The organism is Streptomyces sp. NPDC079167, from assembly GCF_040686735.1.
Taxonomy (GTDB): Bacteria; Actinomycetota; Actinomycetes; order Streptomycetales; family Streptomycetaceae; genus Streptomyces.
The window spans coordinates 347216-365506 of the sequence record NZ_JBFBLO010000001.1; the positions used below are offsets into that span (position 1 = coordinate 347216).

General features: G+C 70.5%; 11 protein-coding genes and 1 pseudogene. 4 read left to right on the forward strand and 8 right to left on the reverse strand.

What is annotated here, in order from left to right:
• The first annotated feature begins 13 nt into the window (after positions 1-13).
• The 3 genes from AB0P41_RS01700 to AB0P41_RS01710 all read left to right on the forward strand — a co-directional run bounded on the left by AB0P41_RS01700 (position 14) and on the right by AB0P41_RS01710 (position 3701).
• Positions 14-1471, forward strand: a complete 1458-nt coding sequence (locus AB0P41_RS01700; RefSeq protein ID WP_365929433.1) for an acyl-CoA synthetase — start codon at positions 14-16, stop codon at positions 1469-1471.
• On the forward strand, positions 1464-2822 hold the full coding sequence (locus tag AB0P41_RS01705) for a carboxyl transferase domain-containing protein (RefSeq protein ID WP_365929435.1): 1359 nt from the start codon (positions 1464-1466) through the stop codon (positions 2820-2822). The genes AB0P41_RS01700 and AB0P41_RS01705 overlap by 8 nt, the downstream gene beginning before the upstream one ends.
• Positions 2823-2903: 81 nt before the next feature.
• On the forward strand, positions 2904-3701 hold the full coding sequence (locus AB0P41_RS01710) for a VOC family protein (RefSeq protein WP_356707587.1): 798 nt from the start codon (positions 2904-2906) through the stop codon (positions 3699-3701).
• Between the two features lie 14 nt (positions 3702-3715).
• On the opposite strand, the gene AB0P41_RS01715 is transcribed toward AB0P41_RS01710, so the two are convergent.
• Complete coding sequence (locus tag AB0P41_RS01715) at positions 3716-4984, reverse strand: MFS transporter (RefSeq protein WP_356707588.1); 1269 nt, start codon at positions 4982-4984, stop codon at positions 3716-3718.
• 289 nt (positions 4985-5273) lie between these two features.
• Here AB0P41_RS01715 and AB0P41_RS01720 point away from each other — a divergent pair, with 289 nt between their 5' ends.
• Positions 5274-6797 (forward strand): PQQ-dependent sugar dehydrogenase, encoded by a 1524-nt coding sequence (locus tag AB0P41_RS01720; protein WP_365929437.1) that lies wholly within the window; start codon positions 5274-5276, stop codon positions 6795-6797.
• Between the two features lie 74 nt (positions 6798-6871).
• Here the strand turns inward: AB0P41_RS01720 and AB0P41_RS01725 are convergent, their stop codons facing one another.
• The 7 genes and pseudogenes from AB0P41_RS01725 to AB0P41_RS01755 form a co-directional block, all read right to left on the reverse strand.
• Positions 6872-11152, reverse strand: coding sequence for a discoidin domain-containing protein (locus AB0P41_RS01725; protein ID WP_365929949.1), 4281 nt, complete (start codon positions 11150-11152; stop codon positions 6872-6874).
• A 435-nt stretch (positions 11153-11587) separates the two neighbouring features.
• A pseudogene (locus AB0P41_RS01730) lies at positions 11588-11929 on the reverse strand (GNAT family N-acetyltransferase); the annotation flags it as partial.
• Complete coding sequence (locus AB0P41_RS01735) at positions 11926-13533, reverse strand: glycoside hydrolase family 13 protein (protein WP_365929439.1); 1608 nt, start codon at positions 13531-13533, stop codon at positions 11926-11928. The gene AB0P41_RS01735 and the pseudogene AB0P41_RS01730, both read right to left, overlap by 4 nt.
• A gap of 123 nt (positions 13534-13656) precedes the next feature.
• Positions 13657-14532: a carbohydrate ABC transporter permease gene (locus AB0P41_RS01740; RefSeq protein WP_365929441.1), complete on the reverse strand. Its 876-nt coding sequence runs from the start codon at positions 14530-14532 to the stop codon at positions 13657-13659.
• A gap of 16 nt (positions 14533-14548) precedes the next feature.
• A complete protein-coding gene (locus AB0P41_RS01745) occupies positions 14549-15508 on the reverse strand; it encodes a sugar ABC transporter permease (protein ID WP_356707594.1) in 960 nt (319 codons plus the stop codon).
• A gap of 125 nt (positions 15509-15633) precedes the next feature.
• Positions 15634-17049, reverse strand: a complete 1416-nt coding sequence (locus AB0P41_RS01750; RefSeq protein WP_356707595.1) for an extracellular solute-binding protein — start codon at positions 17047-17049, stop codon at positions 15634-15636.
• A gap of 173 nt (positions 17050-17222) precedes the next feature.
• On the reverse strand, positions 17223-18266 hold the full coding sequence (locus tag AB0P41_RS01755; protein ID WP_365929444.1) for a LacI family DNA-binding transcriptional regulator: 1044 nt from the start codon (positions 18264-18266) through the stop codon (positions 17223-17225).
• Positions 18267-18291: the final 25 nt, after the last annotated feature.

Genomic DNA, 18291 nt, shown 5'->3' on the forward strand with positions numbered 1-18291 from the left:
TAGGCTTCGCCGGGTGATCTCTCTTCTGCCCGCGCTGAGCGGAGCGTCCGGCCGCACGGACTCCCCTGAGGCCGTCCGGTTCGGCGAACACGCCCTGACCTACGCACAGTTGGCCGATGCGACCGCCTCACTCGCCGTCCGGATCGCGGGGGCGGGGCGCGTCGCGGTGTGGGCCACGTCCACCCCGGAGACGGTGGTCGCCGTCGTGGCGGCGCTCCGGGCGGGGGTGCCCGCCGTGCCGCTCAATCCGAAGACCGGTGAGCGGGAACTCACGCACATCGTCGCCGACAGCGCCCCGTCGGTGGTGCTGGCCGGGGCCGACGACGTACTGCCGGCCGCGCTGGGCGGCCTGGAGCGGCTGGATGTCGACACGTCCGCCCGCCCGACGGAGGCCGGCCCCGCCGAGCCCCCGGCGGACTCCCCCGCGCTGGTCGTCTACACCTCCGGCACGACGGGCCCGCCCAAGGGCGCCGTCCTGCCCCGCCGGGCGATCGCGGCGACGCTGGACGCGCTGGAGGACGCCTGGCGGTGGACCGGCGAGGACGTCCTGGTCCACGCCCTGCCGCTGTTCCACGTGCACGGGCTGATCCTGGGCGTCCTCGGCCCGCTGCGCCGGGGCGGCTCCGTGCGTCACCTCGGCCGGTTCTCGGCCGAGGGGGTGGCCCGGGAGCTCCGCTCCGGGGGCACGATGCTGTTCGGAGTCCCCACGATGTACCACCGGCTGGCTGGTGCGCTGGACGGTCAGGCGGGGTCCGGCGACCTCGCGACCGCCCTGGCGGGCGCCCGTCTGCTCGTCTCGGGCTCGGCGGCACTGCCGGTCCACGACCAGGAGCGGATCGCCGCCGCCACCGGGCGCGGGGTCATCGAGCGGTACGGAATGACCGAGACCCTGATGAACACGGGCGTGCGGGCCGAGGGCGTACCCCGGGCCGGAACGGTCGGCCCGCCGCTGCCGGGCGTGGAGCTCAGGCTCGTCGAGGAGGACGGCACCGTGCTCCGGGACACCGCGTCCATCGGCGAGATCCAGGTGCGCGGCCCGAACCTCTTCACCGGCTATCTGAACCGGCCGGACGCCACGGCCGCCGCCTTCACCGAGGACGGCTTCTTCCGTACGGGCGACATGGCCACGGTCGACCCCGACGGCTATGTGCGGATCGTCGGGCGCAAGGCCACCGACCTCATCAAGAGCGGCGGCTACAAGATCGGTGCCGGTGAGATCGAGAACGCCCTGCTCGACCACCCCGGTGTGCGGGAGGCAGCCGTCACCGGCGAGCCGGACTCGGACCTCGGCGAGCGGATCGTCGCCTGGGTGGTGCCGGCCGACCCCGGATCGCCCCCGGAGGAGCGGGAGCTGGCGGACCATGTGGCGGACCTGCTGGCACCGCACAAACGCCCGCGCGTCGTCCGCTACCTCGACGTACTGCCCCGGAACGAGCTGGGCAAGATCATGAAGAGGTCACTCGGTGTCTGACCCCACGTGCGCCCGCCTGTCGGCGCGGGAGGCGATCGCCGCCGTCACCGGCAGCTTCACCGAACACCGTCCGGCCGGGCGGTCCGTCCCTCCGGACGGCCCGCTCGGCTGGGGCGGTTACGCGGAGTCCAGGGCGCGCGCCTCGGCGCGGACCGGCGAGGAGGAGTCCGTCCTGTACGGGACCGCCGTCGTCGGCGGCCGGGAGTGCGTCCTGGTCGCGTTCGAATTCGGCTTCCTGGGCGGCTCGTTGGGCGGTCGGACCGGGGACCGGCTGGAGGCCGCGTACGCGCTGGCGGGTGAGCGGAGGCTGCCGCTCGTCTCGCTCGTCGCCACCGGGGGCAGCCGGATGCAGGAGGGCATGATCGCGCTGATACAGCTTCAGCGGGTGGCCCGCGCGTCCACGCGGCTGAGGGCCCAGGGGCTGGCGCAGATCGCGGTGCTGCGGGACCCGACGACGGGGGGCGGCTGGGCGACCGTGGGGGCGGGCTCCGACGTGGTGCTGGCGCTGCCCGGTGCGCAGATCGGCTTCGCGGGGTCCCGGGTGCGGCCCGCGGACGCGGATCCGTACGCGTACACCGCCGAGGGGCAGCTCGCGGCGGGTCAGGTCGACGCGGTCGTCACGCCGCGGGAGCTGCCGGGCACGCTGGGCCGCTGGCTGGCCGCGCTGACGGTCGCGGAGCCGGTGCGGGCCGCCCCGGTGCCGGGCGCGCTGTCGGCCACGGGGCTGCCGGAGACGGGCTGGGAGGCGGTGGAGCAGGCCAGGTCGGCGGCGCGGCCACGGGCCGAGGCCTATCTGGACGCGTACTTCGATGACCGGCTCCCCTTGGGCGGTGACCGGTGCGGCGGCAGGGACCCCGGGCTGCTCTGCGGGGTCGGTCTGCATGCGGGGCGCCCCGTGGCGTACGCCGCGCAGTGCGGCACCGCGACCCGCCCTGCGGGCTACCGTACGGCGGCCCGGGTGATCCGGCTGGCGGACCGGCTCGGCCTCCCTGTGCTGACCCTGATCGACACCCCCGGCGCCGCCAACGACGCGGAGGCGGAACGGGCGGGCGCGGGCGCCGCCATCGCCGACGCCTTCGCGGCGGTCGCCGGGGCCCGGGTCCCCGTGACGACGCTCGTGATCGGCGAGGGCGGCTCCGGCGGGGCGCTGGCCCTGGCCGCGCCGGACAACACCCATGTCACGGCGGACAGCTACTTCTCGGTGATCGCCCCCGAACTGGCGGCGGCCATCCTGAAGCGCGGTCCGGACGAGGTGCGGTCCACCGCCGACCAGCTCCGGCTGCGCCCCCAGGACCTGGTGGAGCTCGGGGTGGCCCGTTCGGTGGTCGGCCGCGCCGGTCCGGAGGGCTGAGACGTGCTCGGCGCGCCGCCCGGGCGACGGTTGGCTAGCGTGAAGGAAGGACCGATCGTCGAGTGAAGTGAGGGCCGGGTCATGGCCGCAGAATCCGAGGGCACTCCGTGCTGGGCCGACGGCACGTTCGGCGACCTCGAAGGGGCGAAGCGCTTCTACGGTGAGCTCCTGGGCTGGACGTACGCCGACTCGATGCCGGAGTACGGCAACTACACCCAGGCCTATGTGGACGGGAAGGCGGTCGCCGCGCTGTCGCCTCCGATGCCCGGCCAGGAGGCATCGAACGCCTGGTGTCTGTACCTCGCGTCACCGGACGCCGCCGCCACCGCGACGAAGATCGGCGAACACGGGGGCCAGGTGCTGGTGGAGCCGATGCGGGTCGGCGACTTCGGGACGATGGTGCTGGCCACCGACCCCGGCGGGGCGGCCTTCGGGGTGTGGCAGGCGGGCAGTCACGAAGGGTTCGAGGCCCGTGCGGTGCCCGGCGCGTTCGCCTGGGCGGAGATCTGCACCCGGGAGCCGGCGAAGGCGGACTCCTTCTTCCCGTCCGTCTTCGGCTACGGCGTGAAGCACATGGACGACGACGCGATCGACTTCTCGCTCTACGACCTGGGCGCCGACCCGGTGCTCGGCCGGATGAAGATGGGTGAGGAGTTCCCGCCCCAGGTGCCGGCCCATCTGAACGTCTACTTCGGCGTGGCCGACTGCGACGCGGCGGTGGAGAAGGCCACGTCGCTCGGGGCGGAGGTCCGCGTCGAGCCGATGACCATCCCGTTCGGCCGGTTCGCGTCCCTGACGGACCCGCAGGGCGCGGTGTTCTCGGTGTTCGACCCCACGACGACCGGGGGCGAGATGCCGGACGTCACCGACGTCTCCTGACCGGTCCCCCGGCCCTACGGCTGCGGATCGCGTGCGTCGTACCGGGCGAAGGCGCGCCAGCGCAGCCCGAGCAGGCACACCACCAGCACGCATGCGATGCCGCCGCCGGTCACCGCCACGGCCGGTGAGGTCAGGTCGGCCACGGAGCCGGCCACGAGATCTCCGAGCCGTGGACCGCCCGCCACGACGACGATGAACACGCCCTGCAGCCGGCCGCGCATGTCGTCCGGCACGGCCGCCTGGAGCATGGTGTTGCGGAAGACCATCGAGATGGAGTCCGCGCAGCCGGCGAGCGCGAGCAGGACCAGCCCGGGCCAGAGCTGCCGGGTGAGCCCGAACACCGCGATGGCTCCACCCCAGCAGGCCACGGCGATCAGCACCGCGAGCCCGTGCCGGCGGATGCGGCCCAGCCACCCGGAGAAGACACTGCCGAGCAGTGCCCCCAGTGCCGGGGCGGCGACCAGGAGTCCGGTGGTCTTCGCGTCGCCGCCGAACCAGACCACGGCGACCACGGGGAAGAGGGCCCGGGGGTGGGCGAGCACCATCGCGCTCAGGTCGGTGAAGAAGGTCATCCGGAGATTGGGCCTGGTGCCGAGGAAGCGCAGGCCGTCCATGACGGACGCCCGCCCGGCCCCCTTCTCCCCCGCGGCCCGGTCGGGCAGCATCGAGGGCAGCCGCCACATCGCGTACAGCGAGGCCGTGAAGGTGACGGCGTCGACGGTGTACGCCGCCCGGTAGCCCCACCAGCCGACGATGAGGCCGCCGAGCATCGGGCCTGCCAGGCCGCCGGTGGTGGACGTCATGGCGTTGAGCGCGTTGGCGGCGGGCAGCTGTTCGGCCGGGAGCAGCCGGGCGATCATCGAGCTCCGGGCCGGGGAGTTGAGCGCGAAGCACACGGCCTGGAGGGCGACGACCGCGTAGAGCAGCCCCACGTGCTCGACCCCGGCGAACGTCACCGCGGCCAGCACGAGGGAGAGCAGGAACGAGCCGGTGGCGCTGAAGAGCCCCAGCCGGCGCCGGTCGACGGTGTCGGCGACGGCCCCGCTGTACAGACCGAGGAGCACCAGCGGGACGAGTGAGCAGAGACCGATCAGTCCTACGGAGAACGCCGACCCGGTGATGTCGTAGACCTGGAGGGAGACGGCGAGCGCCGTCATGCCCTGCCCGATCCAGGAGACGGTGTTCCCGAACCAGAGCCGCCGGTAGTCGGGGGAGGAACGCAGCGGCGTCAGGTCGGCGAGTATGCGGGTGCGAGGTACACCTTGTTCGGCTGTTTCGGTCACAGGGGATGGTAACGGCCGCACATCGGCGCCCCAGGTGGGGTGCGGCTCACCGACCGCCGTCGGCGCGCCGGGCCGCTCCGCGCTCGCATCGCTTTTCCGCCACTCGGCGCGAAGGTGGCGCAATCACACGTTGCCGCCCCGTTCCATGGCGCGCAGCCTGGTGCGGGAGCGCTCCCATGCTGCCGCAGCCTGGCCGCGCCCGTTCTCCATGGAACCGCCACCGCGTGCAAGCACCACCGATGTGCGAAGACCGCCACTGCGCAAGCGTCCCCCACTCTGGAGCCGATACATGCCAAGACGCCGCTGGGCAGGGCCAGTTCTGCTGGCCCTCCTGCTGACCGCCCCCCTCTCGCTCCCCGCCTCGGCCGCCGATGCCGGGCCGCCCCGGGCGGAAGCCTCGTCGCCTGTCCCCCTCCCCTCGCTCAGCGCGACCACCACCCAGGTCGCCTCCGGACTGAAGCGGCCCACCGCGCTCGTCGCCCCCGACGACGGCACGGACCGGCTCTTCATCACGGAGAAGTCCGGCACCGTCCGCGTCTACCGGCCGGACACCGGCCTGGCCGCCACGCCGATCGTGGACATCAAGTCGGCCGTGGACGAGTCGGGCAACGAGCGCGGTCTGCTCGGCATCGCCCTCCCGCCCGACTTCGCCGAGAGCCAGGACCTGTACCTGGCGTACACGGCACTGCCCGACGCCGCGGTCACCCTCGCCCGCTACCGCCTCGACGAGTCCCGCCTGGAGGTCCTGCTCTCGCAGCCGCACGCCGAGAACAGCAACCACAACGGCGGCCAGCTCGCGTTCGGCCCGGACGGCCATCTGTACTGGAGCATCGGCGACGGCGGTGGCTCGGCGGACCCCCTGCGCGCCGCGCAGCGGCTGGACACCCTGCTCGGCAAGATCATGCGCATCGACGTGAGCCGGAGCTGCGGCGAGCTCGCCTACTGCGTCCCCGACGACAACCCCTTCGTGGGCACCCCCGGCGCCCGCGAGGAGATCTGGCTGTACGGACTGCGCAACCCCTGGCGGTTCTCCTTCGACGACGCCGACGGCTCGCTGTGGATCGGCGACGTCGGCCAGGGCCACTGGGAGGAGATCGACCACCTCGCGCCCGGGCAGGGAGGGCTGAACCTCGGCTGGTCCTGCTACGAGGGGCTGGAGAAGTTCGAGGGCGGCGACTGCAAGGCCGGCGAGACGTACACGGAACCGGTCTTCACGTACTCGCCGTACACCGGAGGCTGCTCGATCATCGGCGGCCGCGTCTACCGGGGCCAGGAGTACGCCGGCCTGGTCGGCGGCACGTACATCGCCACCGACTACTGCTCGTCCACGGTCTGGGCGCTGCGCCCCGACGGCGCGGGCGGGTACGAGGAGGCGGAGATCGGGAAGATGCCCACTCAGGTGACATCCATCGGGGCGACCGCCGACGGGGAGTTCTACGTGGTCAACGACCTGCCCGGCGGACTGCACCGGGTGTCGTTCGCGCAGGAGGAGCCCACCTGCCGGGTGGACCGCACCGTGAACGCCTGGGGTACGGGTTCCACGGTCGACCTCACCGTCACCAACACGGGTACCACGCCAGTGAACGGCTGGACGCTCGAATTCTCGCTGACTCTCGGGCAGACCGTCGTCTCGGACTGGAACACGGACCTGACCCAGGGCAGCAACACGATCGAGGCGGCCGACGCCGGGCACAACGCCACGATCGCCCCGGGCGCGAGCATCACCCTCGGCTATCTCGTCGAGCACACCGGGGACGCCTCGGCACCGCCACGGTTCATGCTCAACGGGGACGCCTGCGCCGTCGGCCGCTGACCGGCCGGCCCGCGCCCCGACGCCGGCGGGGCCCGCTGCAAGAGCGGGCCCCGCCGGTTCGTCGCGCCCTGGCGCTACTCGATGTTGATCTTGAAAGTGCTGGTCCTGTTGCGGATGTCCTCGGCGTTGCCGCTCATCCGCAGGCCACGGAAGGTGACCTCGCCGACCGCGGGCCCCTGTCCGGGTTCGGGCATCTCGTTCGCCCAGATCCCGAAGCCGGACTTGGAGTCGAAGGCGTCGCCGCTCTTCTTGGAGTTCGTGATGGAGATGTCGGTGAAGAGCGTGTCCTTGACCGGGAACTGCGGCTGCCCGCCCACGTAGTTGGTCTGGAACATCACCCCGCCGTACGTGGAGTCCTCGATGTCGACGTCGTTGACGCGGATGCCCTGGAAGACCTTGGAGGCGGAGAAGGCCCAGATGGCGGGGAAGACCTGTGAGCCCCAGAAGTGGCCGCCCGTACGTTCCAGGGACACGTTCTCGACGGTCGTGGGCTCGCTGCCGAAGCCGTTCATCGGGTACCCGAAGTCCAGCGAGGAGATCGTGATGCCGGAGTACACGAGTGTGTCGGCGATCCGGATGTTGCGGAAGGTGTTGTCGTAGCCGCCGTAGACGGCCAGACCCGCCGCCCGCCAGGTCAGTGTCGCGGTGAGGTTCGCGTAGACGTTGTTCTTCATGTCCGCTCCGCCGGCGTCGATCGCCGAGAAGAGCGCGAAGCTGTCGTCACCCGTGGCCCGGGCGTCGTTGTTGACCACGTGGTTGTCCGTGGACCCGTTGGTCATGTTGACGCCGTCGGCGAACATGTTGCGGATCCGGGAGTTCTTGATGGTCATGCCGTCGGTGTTGGCGCCCCAGTAGAGGCACACCATGTGCTCGACCCAGATGTTGTCGATGGTGATGTCGGAGACGTTGGAGAAGTCGAAGACCTTGCCGGGCCCGTCGATCCGGGACGTGTAGTTGCCGAAGTAGGCGAACCCGGAGAACGAGGAGCCCTTGGCGCTCGCGTCCGCCCGGAAGCCGATGTCCGTGTTCTCCTGGGAGGAGGGCGCGTGGAAGCGGGTGAACCACGGCCCGGCCCCGACGATCTTCACCGCCTTGCCGTAGACCTGGAACTTGCTGGACGTCTCGTAGTCACCGGCGGGCAGGAAGACGCCGACCAGCTTGCCCGTGCCGTCCATGCGCACCTTGTCGATGGCGTTCTGCACGTCCTGGTGCGAGAAGCCGGCGGGCACGGCGTACGCGGCCGGATCAGGGTTCGACGCCGCGGTCGCCTGCTCGGTGTTGACGAAGTCGATGGCGTAGCCGGCGCCGTTTCCGGCGTCCTTCTGCAGCCGGATCCTGGAACCGGCAGGGACGGTCCTGCCGAGCTGGAGGCTCGCCTCGTCGTAGATGTGCCGCGGGGCGCCGGCGCCGGGCGAGTTGCCGGGCGAGGCCTCGTTGCCGTAGAGCCAGGCGTACTTCGCCGTGAGGTCGATCGCCTTGAGGAACTGGCCGTCCACGTACACGTTGAGGGTCGTGTCGGTGCCGTCGGGGACCGAGAAGCGCGTGACGAGGGTGTTGGTGGCCGCGCGCGTGGTCCATTCGACGTACTGGCCGGTTTCGGTGAGGGTCACGGCCTTGCGGCCGCTGGCCTCACCGGCGATGTCGCCGACGGTCCGGTTGGGGCCGACGGTCTTCGCGCCGCCACCGAGTGTGCCGTCCTCGGCCTCGTACATGTCGTAGGGCATGCTCGCCCCGCGTCCCACGAACAGCGACTGCGACGTGGTGTTGTTGGCCCGCTTGACCGGCAGTTCGTTGGCGTCGTCGGCGATGACGGTCTTCACGGTGTACTTGCCGTTGCCCGCCGTCCACGAGCCGAGGCCGACCGGAGCGGCGGTCCGCCCCGCGGCGACGACGCCGTCGTGGGAACCGGTGAGGGTCTTCACCGTGGCGCCCTTGTCGTCCTGGATCACCAGGGAGACCTGGTGGGCGCCGGACGCGGAGTCGGTCGTTCCCTGGTTCTTGATCGCGACGGAGAACGTCACCTCGTCGCCGGCCGAGGGGCTGGAGGGAGACCAGGAGACCGGCGCGGCGATCAGGTCGGAGCTGGACACCGGCTTGACGACCAGGGCGGCGGGCCGGACGAAGACGTTGTTCGCCTCGTCCTGCTCGATGACCTTGTTCGCCGGATCGGCCTCGGCGCCCACCTGGTAGCTGCCCTCGCTCCGGGCCCCGATGCTCGCCGTGACGTTCTTCGACTCGCCGGGGGCGAGGGCGGGGACGTCCGCGGAGGCGGCCTTCTCGCCGCCCAGCGTGAAGTCCACGGTGGTGGCCGTCGCCGGCTTGCTTCCGCTGTTGGTGACCGACGCCGTGAGAGCGACGGGGTCGGACTCGACCGGTGCGGCGGGCGCGTGGGTGATGCCGGTGATCTCCAGGTCCGGATTGGCGGCGGGGGTGCCGATCACCTGGACTTCGGCCACCTGCGCACCGGGAGCACCGGTGTTCTTGGTGAACTTGAGCTGGATGTCGGCGGCGGATCCGGAGACCGGGATGGTCACCGTGTTGCCGCTGCCGGGAGAGAACGCGTAGTCCTTCGCCGCCACCAGGTTCGTGAACGCCGTCGAGCCCTGGCCGCGGCCGAGCACCTGGATGGTCTGGGTACGGGCGGCCCAGGCGGCGTCCGGGTTGAGCTTGACGACCACCTGGCTGAGGTCCGCGTCAGCACCCAGCTTCGTGGTGAGGGTGGCCGGGTAGGCGCCGCTCGCGCTTTCCCAGTAGGTGCTGGTGGAGCCGTCGTTGGCGTTGGCCGCGATGTAGGTCCAGTTGTTCGAGGACGCCTCGACGGGCTTGCCCTGGGCGAGGTCGGAGCCGGTGCCGCTGGTCGAACCCGGGCGTGTGACGCTGTTGCTCGGCGCCGACGCGTTCCCGGCGGCGTCCTTCGCCCTCACGTGGTAGGTGACCGTGGAGGCCGCCGGCGGGCGGTGGGTGAACGTCGTGACGTCACCCGCGACGGACTCGACGAGCCGGCCGTCCGCGTAGATGTCGTAGCCGCTGACCTCGGTGTTGTCGTCCGACGCCTGCCATCTGAGCTCGACGTCGTCACCGGACTGCGTGTACGCCAGGTTGCCGGGAGCCGTGGGCGCCTGGGTGTCGCCGCCGGAGCCCTTGCGGGTGACGCTGTTGCTGTCGGAGGAGACGTTGCCCGCCGCGTCCTTGGCGCGGACGAAGTAGGTGACGTCGTCCGCGGCCGACCGGTTGTCGGTGTACGTCAGGGTGTTCGCGGGGACGCTCGCCAGCAACTGGCCGTTGGCATGGACGTCGTAGCCGGTGACACCCGTGTCGTCCGTCGACGCCTTCCACGCGAGCTTGATCTGGCCGGTGGCGGGCTCGGTGTAACCCAGGCCGGAGGGAGCGGTGGGCGCCTGGATGTCACCGGCCGCGGGCCCGTACACCTCGAGCTCGGACAGCTGACCGGCGGGCCAGCCCGTGTTGGCGGTGATCAGCACCCGTACGTAGCGGGTCGTGGTGGCGTCGAAGGTGATGTCGGCCGACTGACCGCTGTCGCTGTCGCTGTCGAACGCGTACGCCTTCGATGCCGTCAGGTCGGTGAAGTTCTGGTTGTCGGCGGAGCCCTGGATCTTGAGTGTCTGGGTGCGGCCCGGCCATCCACCCGGCAGGCGCAGCGTCACCTGGTTCACTTTGACGGAGGAGCCGAGGTCCACCTGCACCCACTGGGGGAACGCGTTGTTCCTGCTCTCCCAGTAGGTGTCGCGGTTGCCGTCACCGGCGTTGGCCGCGCCGTACACGTCGGCGAAGCCACTGGCACTGTAGGGCTTGCCCTGCGCGAGGTTGGGGGTGGAGGCAGTGGTGGTGAGCACCTGCAGCTCGGCCAGTTGCGCGGTGCCGCCGGAGTTCCCGCTGAAGTCGGCGCGGACGTAGCGGGTGAGCGTCGCGGGTACGGCGATCTTCACCGTGTTGCCGTTCCCGGGGCTGAAGACGTACCGCGCCGATGTCTTGAGCGTGGTGAAGCTCTTGCCGTCGGCGCTTCCCCGGAGGGCCAGCGTCTGCTTGCGGGTCTGCCAGTGGGCCGGCAGACGCAACACGACCTCCCGGACCCGCTGGGCCTTTCCGAGATCGGTCTGCACCCACTGCGCCGACTTCTTGCCGGCCTGCCAGTAGGTGCGGGCGTCCCCGTCACTGACGTTGCCGGCGGCGTGCGCGCCGAGGGTGCTGCCGGCGCGGGCCGGGGTGCCCGCGGCGGTGTTCGGACCGCCGGCGGCGTGCGCGTCGAGGGCCGGCAGCCCCAGGACCATGACGGTCGAGGCCAGCGCGGCGGTGGCGGTGCGCTGCTTCCAGCGACCGGCCTTGGATGGGGGCATGGGGGTCCCTCCCTGCGAAGGCTCACGTACCGGGGGCAGTACGCGAGTGCGGCTCGTTAAGGGCTGAGCGGTTGCGCGGTACTGCGGGCGGATCAGGAAGCGGTCTGTGGGGTCACCGCGGCCATGTGCGCGATCCGGACCGCACAAGAATCGGCTTCTTGCATCAATCGATCGCAATATTGCAGACCTCTGACGGGGTCGTCCATGGGTCTGACACCATAAATTCTGTCCGCCCATGGAAAACCGACTGGGTGCGGATTGCCGGGCTGTCGCCGCTCCCGCTCGCCGCCCGCCCCTCGTGGCGCACGCGGGAGCGGCGGGCGGGACGCGGCAGAGGGCAGGCCGGTCTGCCCGCGGCCGGTGGAGGTAGAACAACTCGGGGTCCCCCTCGTCGAGCCCGTGGAGAAGACCCACGGGGTCCCAGCCGGCTCCCCGGAGCAACCGCTGCACCGGCACGTTGGAGACGTTGGTCGAGGTGAACAGCTTCGGGGTCGTACACCGGGCCGCCGCGGCGGCCAGCAACCGGCGCCCGACCCCTCTGCGGCGTGCCGGCGGAGTCACCATCAGCATCGGGATGAATCCCTGACCGAAGAACGTGTACTCCAGTACGCAGTAGCCGAGCGGGCGGGACCCGTCTTCCGCCAAGAGCACCCGGCCCAGTCGGCACCACCTTGCGATGCTCGTCCGCCGCTCGGCGTCGCCCGCGACGGCGACCACGTCGATCGCGGCCAGTGCCTCCGCGTCCGACCCGGTCGCCCGCCGCACCGGATGACTCACCGCACGCGCAGCCAGACCGCGGTGTCCTGGGGCAGCCGTCCCTCGTCGTCCAGCGGCCCGCTGCTCAGGAGGCGGGCGTGGTGGGCCGGCAGGCCGACCGCTCCGGTGGAGAGGTTGACCACGCAGACGAGGCCGTCCGGCCGTGCGAAGGACAGCACGCCCTCGGGCGCGGGGAGCCAGCTCAGGGGCCCGTCGCCGAAACCGGTCTCCGAGCGCCTCAGGCGCAGGGCGTCGCGGTAGAGGGTGAGCATCGAGCCCGGGTCGGCGGTCTGACGGTCGACGGCGTATCCCGACCAGTCGTCGGGCTGCGGCAGCCAGGGCTCCGCCTCGGTACCGAAGCCGTAGTGGGGCTCGTCCGCCGCCCATGGCATCGGGACCCGGCATCCGTCACGGCCCGGGTCCGTGCCCCCGGAGCGGAAGTGCATGGGGTCCTGGATGCGGCCGTGCGGGATGTCCGCCTCGGGCAGGCCCAGTTCCTCGCCCTGATAGAGGTAGACCGAGCCCGGCAGGGCCAGCGTGAGCAGGGCGGCGGCCCGGCTGCGGCGGGTGCCCAGTGCGAGGTCGGTCCGGGTGCCGAAGACCTTGGTGGCGAAGTCGAAGCCGGTGTCCGCACGCCCGTAGCGGGTCACGGTCCGGGTCACGTCGTGGTTGCACAGGACCCAGGTGGCGGGTGCGCCGACGGGGGCGTGCTCGGCCAGTGTGTCCTCGATGGCGCGGCGCAGGCAGTCGGCGTCCCACGGGCAGGCCAGGAAGTTGAAGTTGAACGCGGTATGCAGTTCGTCGGGGCGCAGGTAGCGGGCGAAGCGTTCGGAGTCGGGCAGCCAGACCTCGCCCACGAAGACCCCGCCGTACTCGTCGGCGATCGTCCGCCACGCGCGGTAGATGTCGTGCAGCTCGTCCTGGTCGATGTACGGATGGGGGTCGGCCCCCTCCACGAAGTCGGGCAGCCCCGGCGCCTTGGCGAGCAGCGCCGCGGAGTCGATGCGTACGCCCGCGACACCTCGCTCGAACCAGAAGCGGAGTACTTCCTCGTGCTCGTGGCGGACCTCGGGGTTCGCCCAGTTGAGGTCGGGCTGCTCCGGGGTGAACAGGTGCAGGTACCACTCTCCGTCGGGGACCCGGGTCCATGTGGTGCCGGAGAACTGGGAGGGCCAGTCGTTGGGGGGCAGTTCGCCCTCCGGGCCGCGGCCGGGCCGGAAGTGGAAGCGCTCCCGCTCCGCGCTGCCGGGTCCGGCGGCGAGGGCCGCCCGGAACCAGGCGTGCTGGTCGGAGACGTGGTTGGGCACGATGTCGACGATGGTGCGGATGCCGAGGTCACGGGCCTCGGAGATCAGCTTCTCCGCCTCGGCCAGCGTGCCGAAGGCGGGGTCGATGGTGCGGTAGTCGGCGACGTCGTAGCCGCCGTCGACCAGTGGCGACGCGTACCAGGGCGTGAACCAGACGGCGTCGACCCCCAGCTCGGCGAGGTAGGGCAGTTTCGCCCGGACGCCCGCGAGGTCTCCGGTGCCGTCACCGTCGCCGTCGGCGAAACTGCGCGGATATATCTGGTAGATGACGGCGTCGCGCCACCAGTCGTCGGGGCTGGGCGGGAGGGGGGCTGCCACGTTGTGGTCCTTTCGGGCAGGGTGGGTCCTCGCCGCCGGCACGGACAGCGGGGCGTCGGGACGTGCCGGCGGCGAAGTCTGGGGAAGTGCGTACGGGTGGCCGTCGACGCGGCCCGCTGGGTCTCAGCCCTTGAGCCCGCCGGCGGTCAAGCCGCTCATGATGTTGCGCTGGAAGATGAGGAAGATCAGTAGCGTGGGCAGCGAGGCGATCGCGAGGGCGGCGATCAGCACGTTCACGGGGACGCCGTTCGACAGGGAGTAGATGCCGACGTTGAGGGTCTGCATCGCCGGGTCGGGCAGGGTGAGCATCGGCCAGAGGAAGTCCTTCCAGACGCCGACGATCGCGAAGATGGACACGACTCCGAGGATCGGCCTGGAGATCGGCAGGACGATCGAGCGCAGGGTGCGCATCGGGCTCGCGCCGTCCATGGACGCGGCGTCCAGGAGTTCCCGCGGGATCGAGTCGAAGAACCGCTTCAGCAGGAAGATGTTGAAGGCGTTCGTCACCGACGGCAGCCAGATCGCCCAGGGCGTGTTGAGCAGGTTCCGCTCCACGATCGGGACGTCGAGCACGGTGAGGTACTGGGGGACGACGAGCACCGTCGCGGGGATCATCAGCGTGGCCAGCATCATGCCCAGGATCGCCTTGCCGAAGACCGGGCGGAGCTTGGAGAGCGAGTAGGCGGCGGCCACGTCGAACACGAGCTGGAAGGCCAGGGCGCCGAACGCGTAGTAAAGGGTGTTGAACAGCAGCCTGGCCAGGTCCATGACCTCCCAGGCCCGGGTGTAGTTGTCGGGCTCGAAGGAGCCGGGGACGAGGGTGGGCGGGCTCTGGATGACCTCCTGGGCGTCCTTGAACCCACTGGACACCAGCCAGTACAGCGGGCCGAGGAACACGAGGGTGAAGCACCCGACGACCACGGCGAAGGCCACCCAGTAGACCGCTCTGCCGCGGGGCCTGGCGAGTTGGGCCGGCGAAATGAGCGTGCGTGTAGACATGTCGGATCTCCCGGTCCTACTCGTCCTCGGAACGGCTGAGCTTGACGTACGCCGCCGAGAATCCGGCGAGGAGCACGAGCAGGAGCAGACCCAGGGCTGCCGCGGCGCCGTAGTTGTTGAAGTTGAAGGCGTACTGGTAGATGAGGTAGACGACCGTCGTGGTGGAGCCCTCGGGTCCGGCGCCGCCCGTCAGCAGGAAGGGCTCGACGAAGACCTGCATGGTGGCGATGACCTGCATCAGCAGCATCAGCGAGAGGATCAGCCGCGTCTGGGGGATCGTGACGTGCCAGATCTTGCGGAACACACCCGCGCCGTCGAGTTCGGCCGCCTCGTACAACTCACCCGGGATGCCCTGGAGCGCGGCGAGGTAGATCAGTGCCGCACCGCCCATGTTCATCCAGGTGGAGGCGACGACGACCGACAGCATGGAGGTGTCGGGGTCCTGCAGCCACTGCTGTTCGGGCAGCCCCAGGAAGCCGAACAGTTCGTTGAGCAGCCCGTACCCGGGGTCGTACAGGTATTTGAACAGGAGCACCGAGGCGACCGGGGGCAGCATCACGGGAAGGTAGACGAGCAGCCTGAGGTATCCCTTGCCATGCCGGAACTCGTTGATCACGATGGCGACGACGAAGGGAACGACGAAGCCCAGGACGAGTGCGAGTGCCGTGTAGAGCAGGGTGTTGCGCCACGCCTGCCAGAACGCGGGGTCGTTGACCACCGTGTTCAGGTTGTCCAGACCCACCCAGCTGACCTCGCCGCCCTCGGTCTTCTGGAAGGCGAGCAGGAACTCGCGGACCATCGGATACCAGGAGAACAGCGCGAAGCAGATCAGCGCGCCGATGAGGAAGCCATGGGCGGTCAGGTTGCGTCGCAGGGCCTTGGCGAAGCTGCCGCTGGACGGCACGGGACCCGCCGGGCGGGGTGGGGTGTGGCGGGGGCTGGCCGCCTTGCTTGTGGTCAGGCCGGGGGCCGGCATCGATGCTCCTTGGTACGGGCTGCTGGTGTCGTTCCCGCTCGCGGCGGTGCGCTGGTGCGGTCCGTGCAGGCGCCGGTGGATCGCGGCGGGGGCGGGCGGTGCCGCCCGTCCCCGCCGCGGCGGCGTCACTGCGTGGCGAGGACCTGGTTGACCTGGCTCTCGGCGGTGTCGAGGAGCTTGTCGACGTCGGCGTCCTTGTTGGTGAGGATGCTGGACATGACGTTGTCCAGCACCTTGTAGATCTCCTGCGCCTTCGGCGGCTCGGCCTTGCCGTTGACGGGGTTGTCCATGAAGGTCTTGAAGTTCTCCACGGGCATGGTGGCGTGCTCGACCCGGGCGGCGTCGTCCTTGACCTTGGACTCGCCCAGCCAGAAGTTGGGCTGCGGGATGCCGACGGGCAGCTTGTCGGCCTTGGTGCGGGCCCAGTCGAACTGTCCCTTGCCGACGGTGAGGTTCTTGTAGTTCAGCCAGGCGATCGCGGCCTTGATCTTGTCGCCGGAGATCCCCTTCTTGACCATGTAGTTGTTGCCGCCGGCCAGGGTGTTCTTCCCGCCCGGGATCGGCCCCATCCCGAAGTTCTCGTACTGCGCGCCGAGCTGCTGCACCATGTAGGCGATGTCGTCGGGGGCCGCGAGGAACATGCCGAGCTTGTCGGTGGCGATCTGCTTCTGCAGGTCGCCCCACTTGAGCAGCTGGGTCTTGCCCATGCTGTCGTCCTCCCAGCGCATGGCGTGGAGGTTCTTCGCGACCTGCTTGCCGGTCTCGTCGTTGAAGGCGGCCTTCTTGCCGCTCGCGTCGACGACGTCGCCGCCGAGGCTGTACATCTGCGCGGTGAAGTGCCAGCCGCCCGTGTTGCCCGCGCTGTACTCGCCGAACCCCGCGACGCCCTCGCCGAGGCCGGCGATCTTCTTGGCGGCGGTCCTGACCTCTTCCCAGGTGCGCGGCGGGGCGTCGGGGTCGAGGCCGGCCTGCTCGAAGAGCTTGCGGTTGATCAGCAGGCCCATCGTGTAGTTGCTGGTGGGCAGGCCGTAGAGCTTGCCGTCCTGCTTGAGGGAGTTGAGGACGTTCGGGTCGATGTCCGCCAGGGCGGGAACGGTCTTGTCGTTGACGTACGCGGTGATGTCCTCGGCGCCGTCGTTGTCCAGGACCTGGGGCAGGTCGGTGAAGTACGTGTAGAAGACGTCGGGCTGGGACTTGGCCTTCAGCATGGCGGTGAAGCGCGGCGGCTCCAGACACTGGCCGGGCGTGGAACGGCCCTCGATCGTGACGTTGGGGTACGTCTTGTTGAACTCCTTGACGTCCTCCTTCCACTCCTTCAGCTCGGCCGCCTTCGCCGTCGGCGGCATGCAGTCGATGGTGAGCGTGACCTTGGTCTTCGGGTCGAGCGGAGCCGCGGGGTCCGAGGAACCACTGTTCTTGGATCCGGTGTCGTCGTCGCTGCTGCTGCTCGTACCGCAGGCAGCCAGGGCGGTCAGCGCGAACGCGGAAACGAGAGTCATGGCGCCGACACTGCGGGCACGACGCATCTGGGCACTTCTCATGGGTGGACCCCTTCGGGCATGAACGTGGAAGGCGCCCCACCGCCGATGCGTTGTGGGGCGCCGCTCACTCAACCACCGCGAACAGGTGAACGCAATATCTCTTTCTAATTTCGTAATTGATTGACAGTGCAGCGTTAAGGGGGGAGCAGACGGCCTCAAGTGCCCTGCCCGGTCTACGCGGTGACGGCCTCGGCCACTCGGGGTGACACTTCGGCACGCAGGCCGGCCGCCTGGGCCGTCGAGGCACGGACGACGAGCTCGGGCTCGAAGAGGAGTTCCGCCTGGGGGACGGCGCTGCCCTGGATCTGGGTCACCAGGAGCTCCACGGCGGCGCGCCCCATGGCCTCGATCGGCTGGCGCACGGTGGTCAGCGGCGGCTCGGTGCACGTCATGAAGGCGGAGTCGTCATAACCGACCACCGAGACGTCCTCGGGCACCCGGAGCCCTCGTCGGCGCACGGCCCTCACGGCGCCCAGGGCCAGGGGGTCACTCGCGCACACGATCCCCGTCACACCCTGGTCCAGCAACCGTGAAGCGGCCGCCTGACCGCCCTCGAGCGAGAAGATCGAGCGCGCCACGAACTCGTCGGCCGGCGACCCGCCGGCGGCCTTCACCGCAGCGCGCAGACGGCGCTGCGAAGGCAGGTGGTCGGCGGGACCCAGCACCAGTCCGATCCGCTCGTGCCCCAGTGACACCAGGTGCCGCCAGGCCTGTTCCACCGCCACCTCGTCGTCACAGGCCACACAGGGGAAGTCGAGGCCCTCGATCGCCGCGTTCATCAGGACCACCGGGATCCTGCGTTCCGCGAGGAGCCGGTAGTGCTCGTGCGGGGCGTCGGCCTGGGCGAAGAAGCCTCCGACGAAGACCACGCCGGAGACCTGCTGCTGCAGCAACAGGTCCACGTAATCCGCCTCGGAGACCCCTCCCTTGGTCTGGGTGCACAGCACCGGGGTGAGCCCCTGTTGCGCCAGGGCACCACCGATCACCTCGGCGAACGCCGGAAAGATCGGGTTCTGCAGCTCCGGCAGGACCAGGCCCACCAGCCGGGCGCGCTCTCCACGCAGCTGGGTCGGACGCTCGTAGCCCAGCACGTCCAGCGCGGTCAGGACCGTTTGCCGGGTCGCTTCCGAGACCCCGGCCTTGCCGTTGAGCACCCGGCTGACCGTGGCTTCACTGACCCCAACCTTCTTCGCTACCTGAGCAAGTCGTCGCGTCATGCACGCAAGACTATCGCAAGGTCCG

What these genes read in the sequence shown, in the direction of transcription:
- AB0P41_RS01710 (WP_356707587.1), top strand. Translation starts at nt 2,904, where the DNA reads ATGGCCGCAGAATCCGAGGGCACTCCGTGCTGGGCCGACGGCACGTTC.
- AB0P41_RS01720 (WP_365929437.1), top strand. Translation starts at nt 5,274, where the DNA reads ATGCCAAGACGCCGCTGGGCAGGGCCAGTTCTGCTGGCCCTCCTGCTG.
- AB0P41_RS01725 (WP_365929949.1), bottom strand. Translation starts at nt 11,152, where the DNA reads ATGCCCCCATCCAAGGCCGGTCGCTGGAAGCAGCGCACCGCCACCGCC.
- AB0P41_RS01740 (WP_365929441.1), bottom strand. Translation starts at nt 14,532, where the DNA reads ATGTCTACACGCACGCTCATTTCGCCGGCCCAACTCGCCAGGCCCCGC.
- AB0P41_RS01745 (WP_356707594.1), bottom strand. Translation starts at nt 15,508, where the DNA reads ATGCCGGCCCCCGGCCTGACCACAAGCAAGGCGGCCAGCCCCCGCCAC.
- AB0P41_RS01750 (WP_356707595.1), bottom strand. Translation starts at nt 17,049, where the DNA reads ATGAGAAGTGCCCAGATGCGTCGTGCCCGCAGTGTCGGCGCCATGACT.
- AB0P41_RS01755 (WP_365929444.1), bottom strand. Translation starts at nt 18,266, where the DNA reads ATGACGCGACGACTTGCTCAGGTAGCGAAGAAGGTTGGGGTCAGTGAA.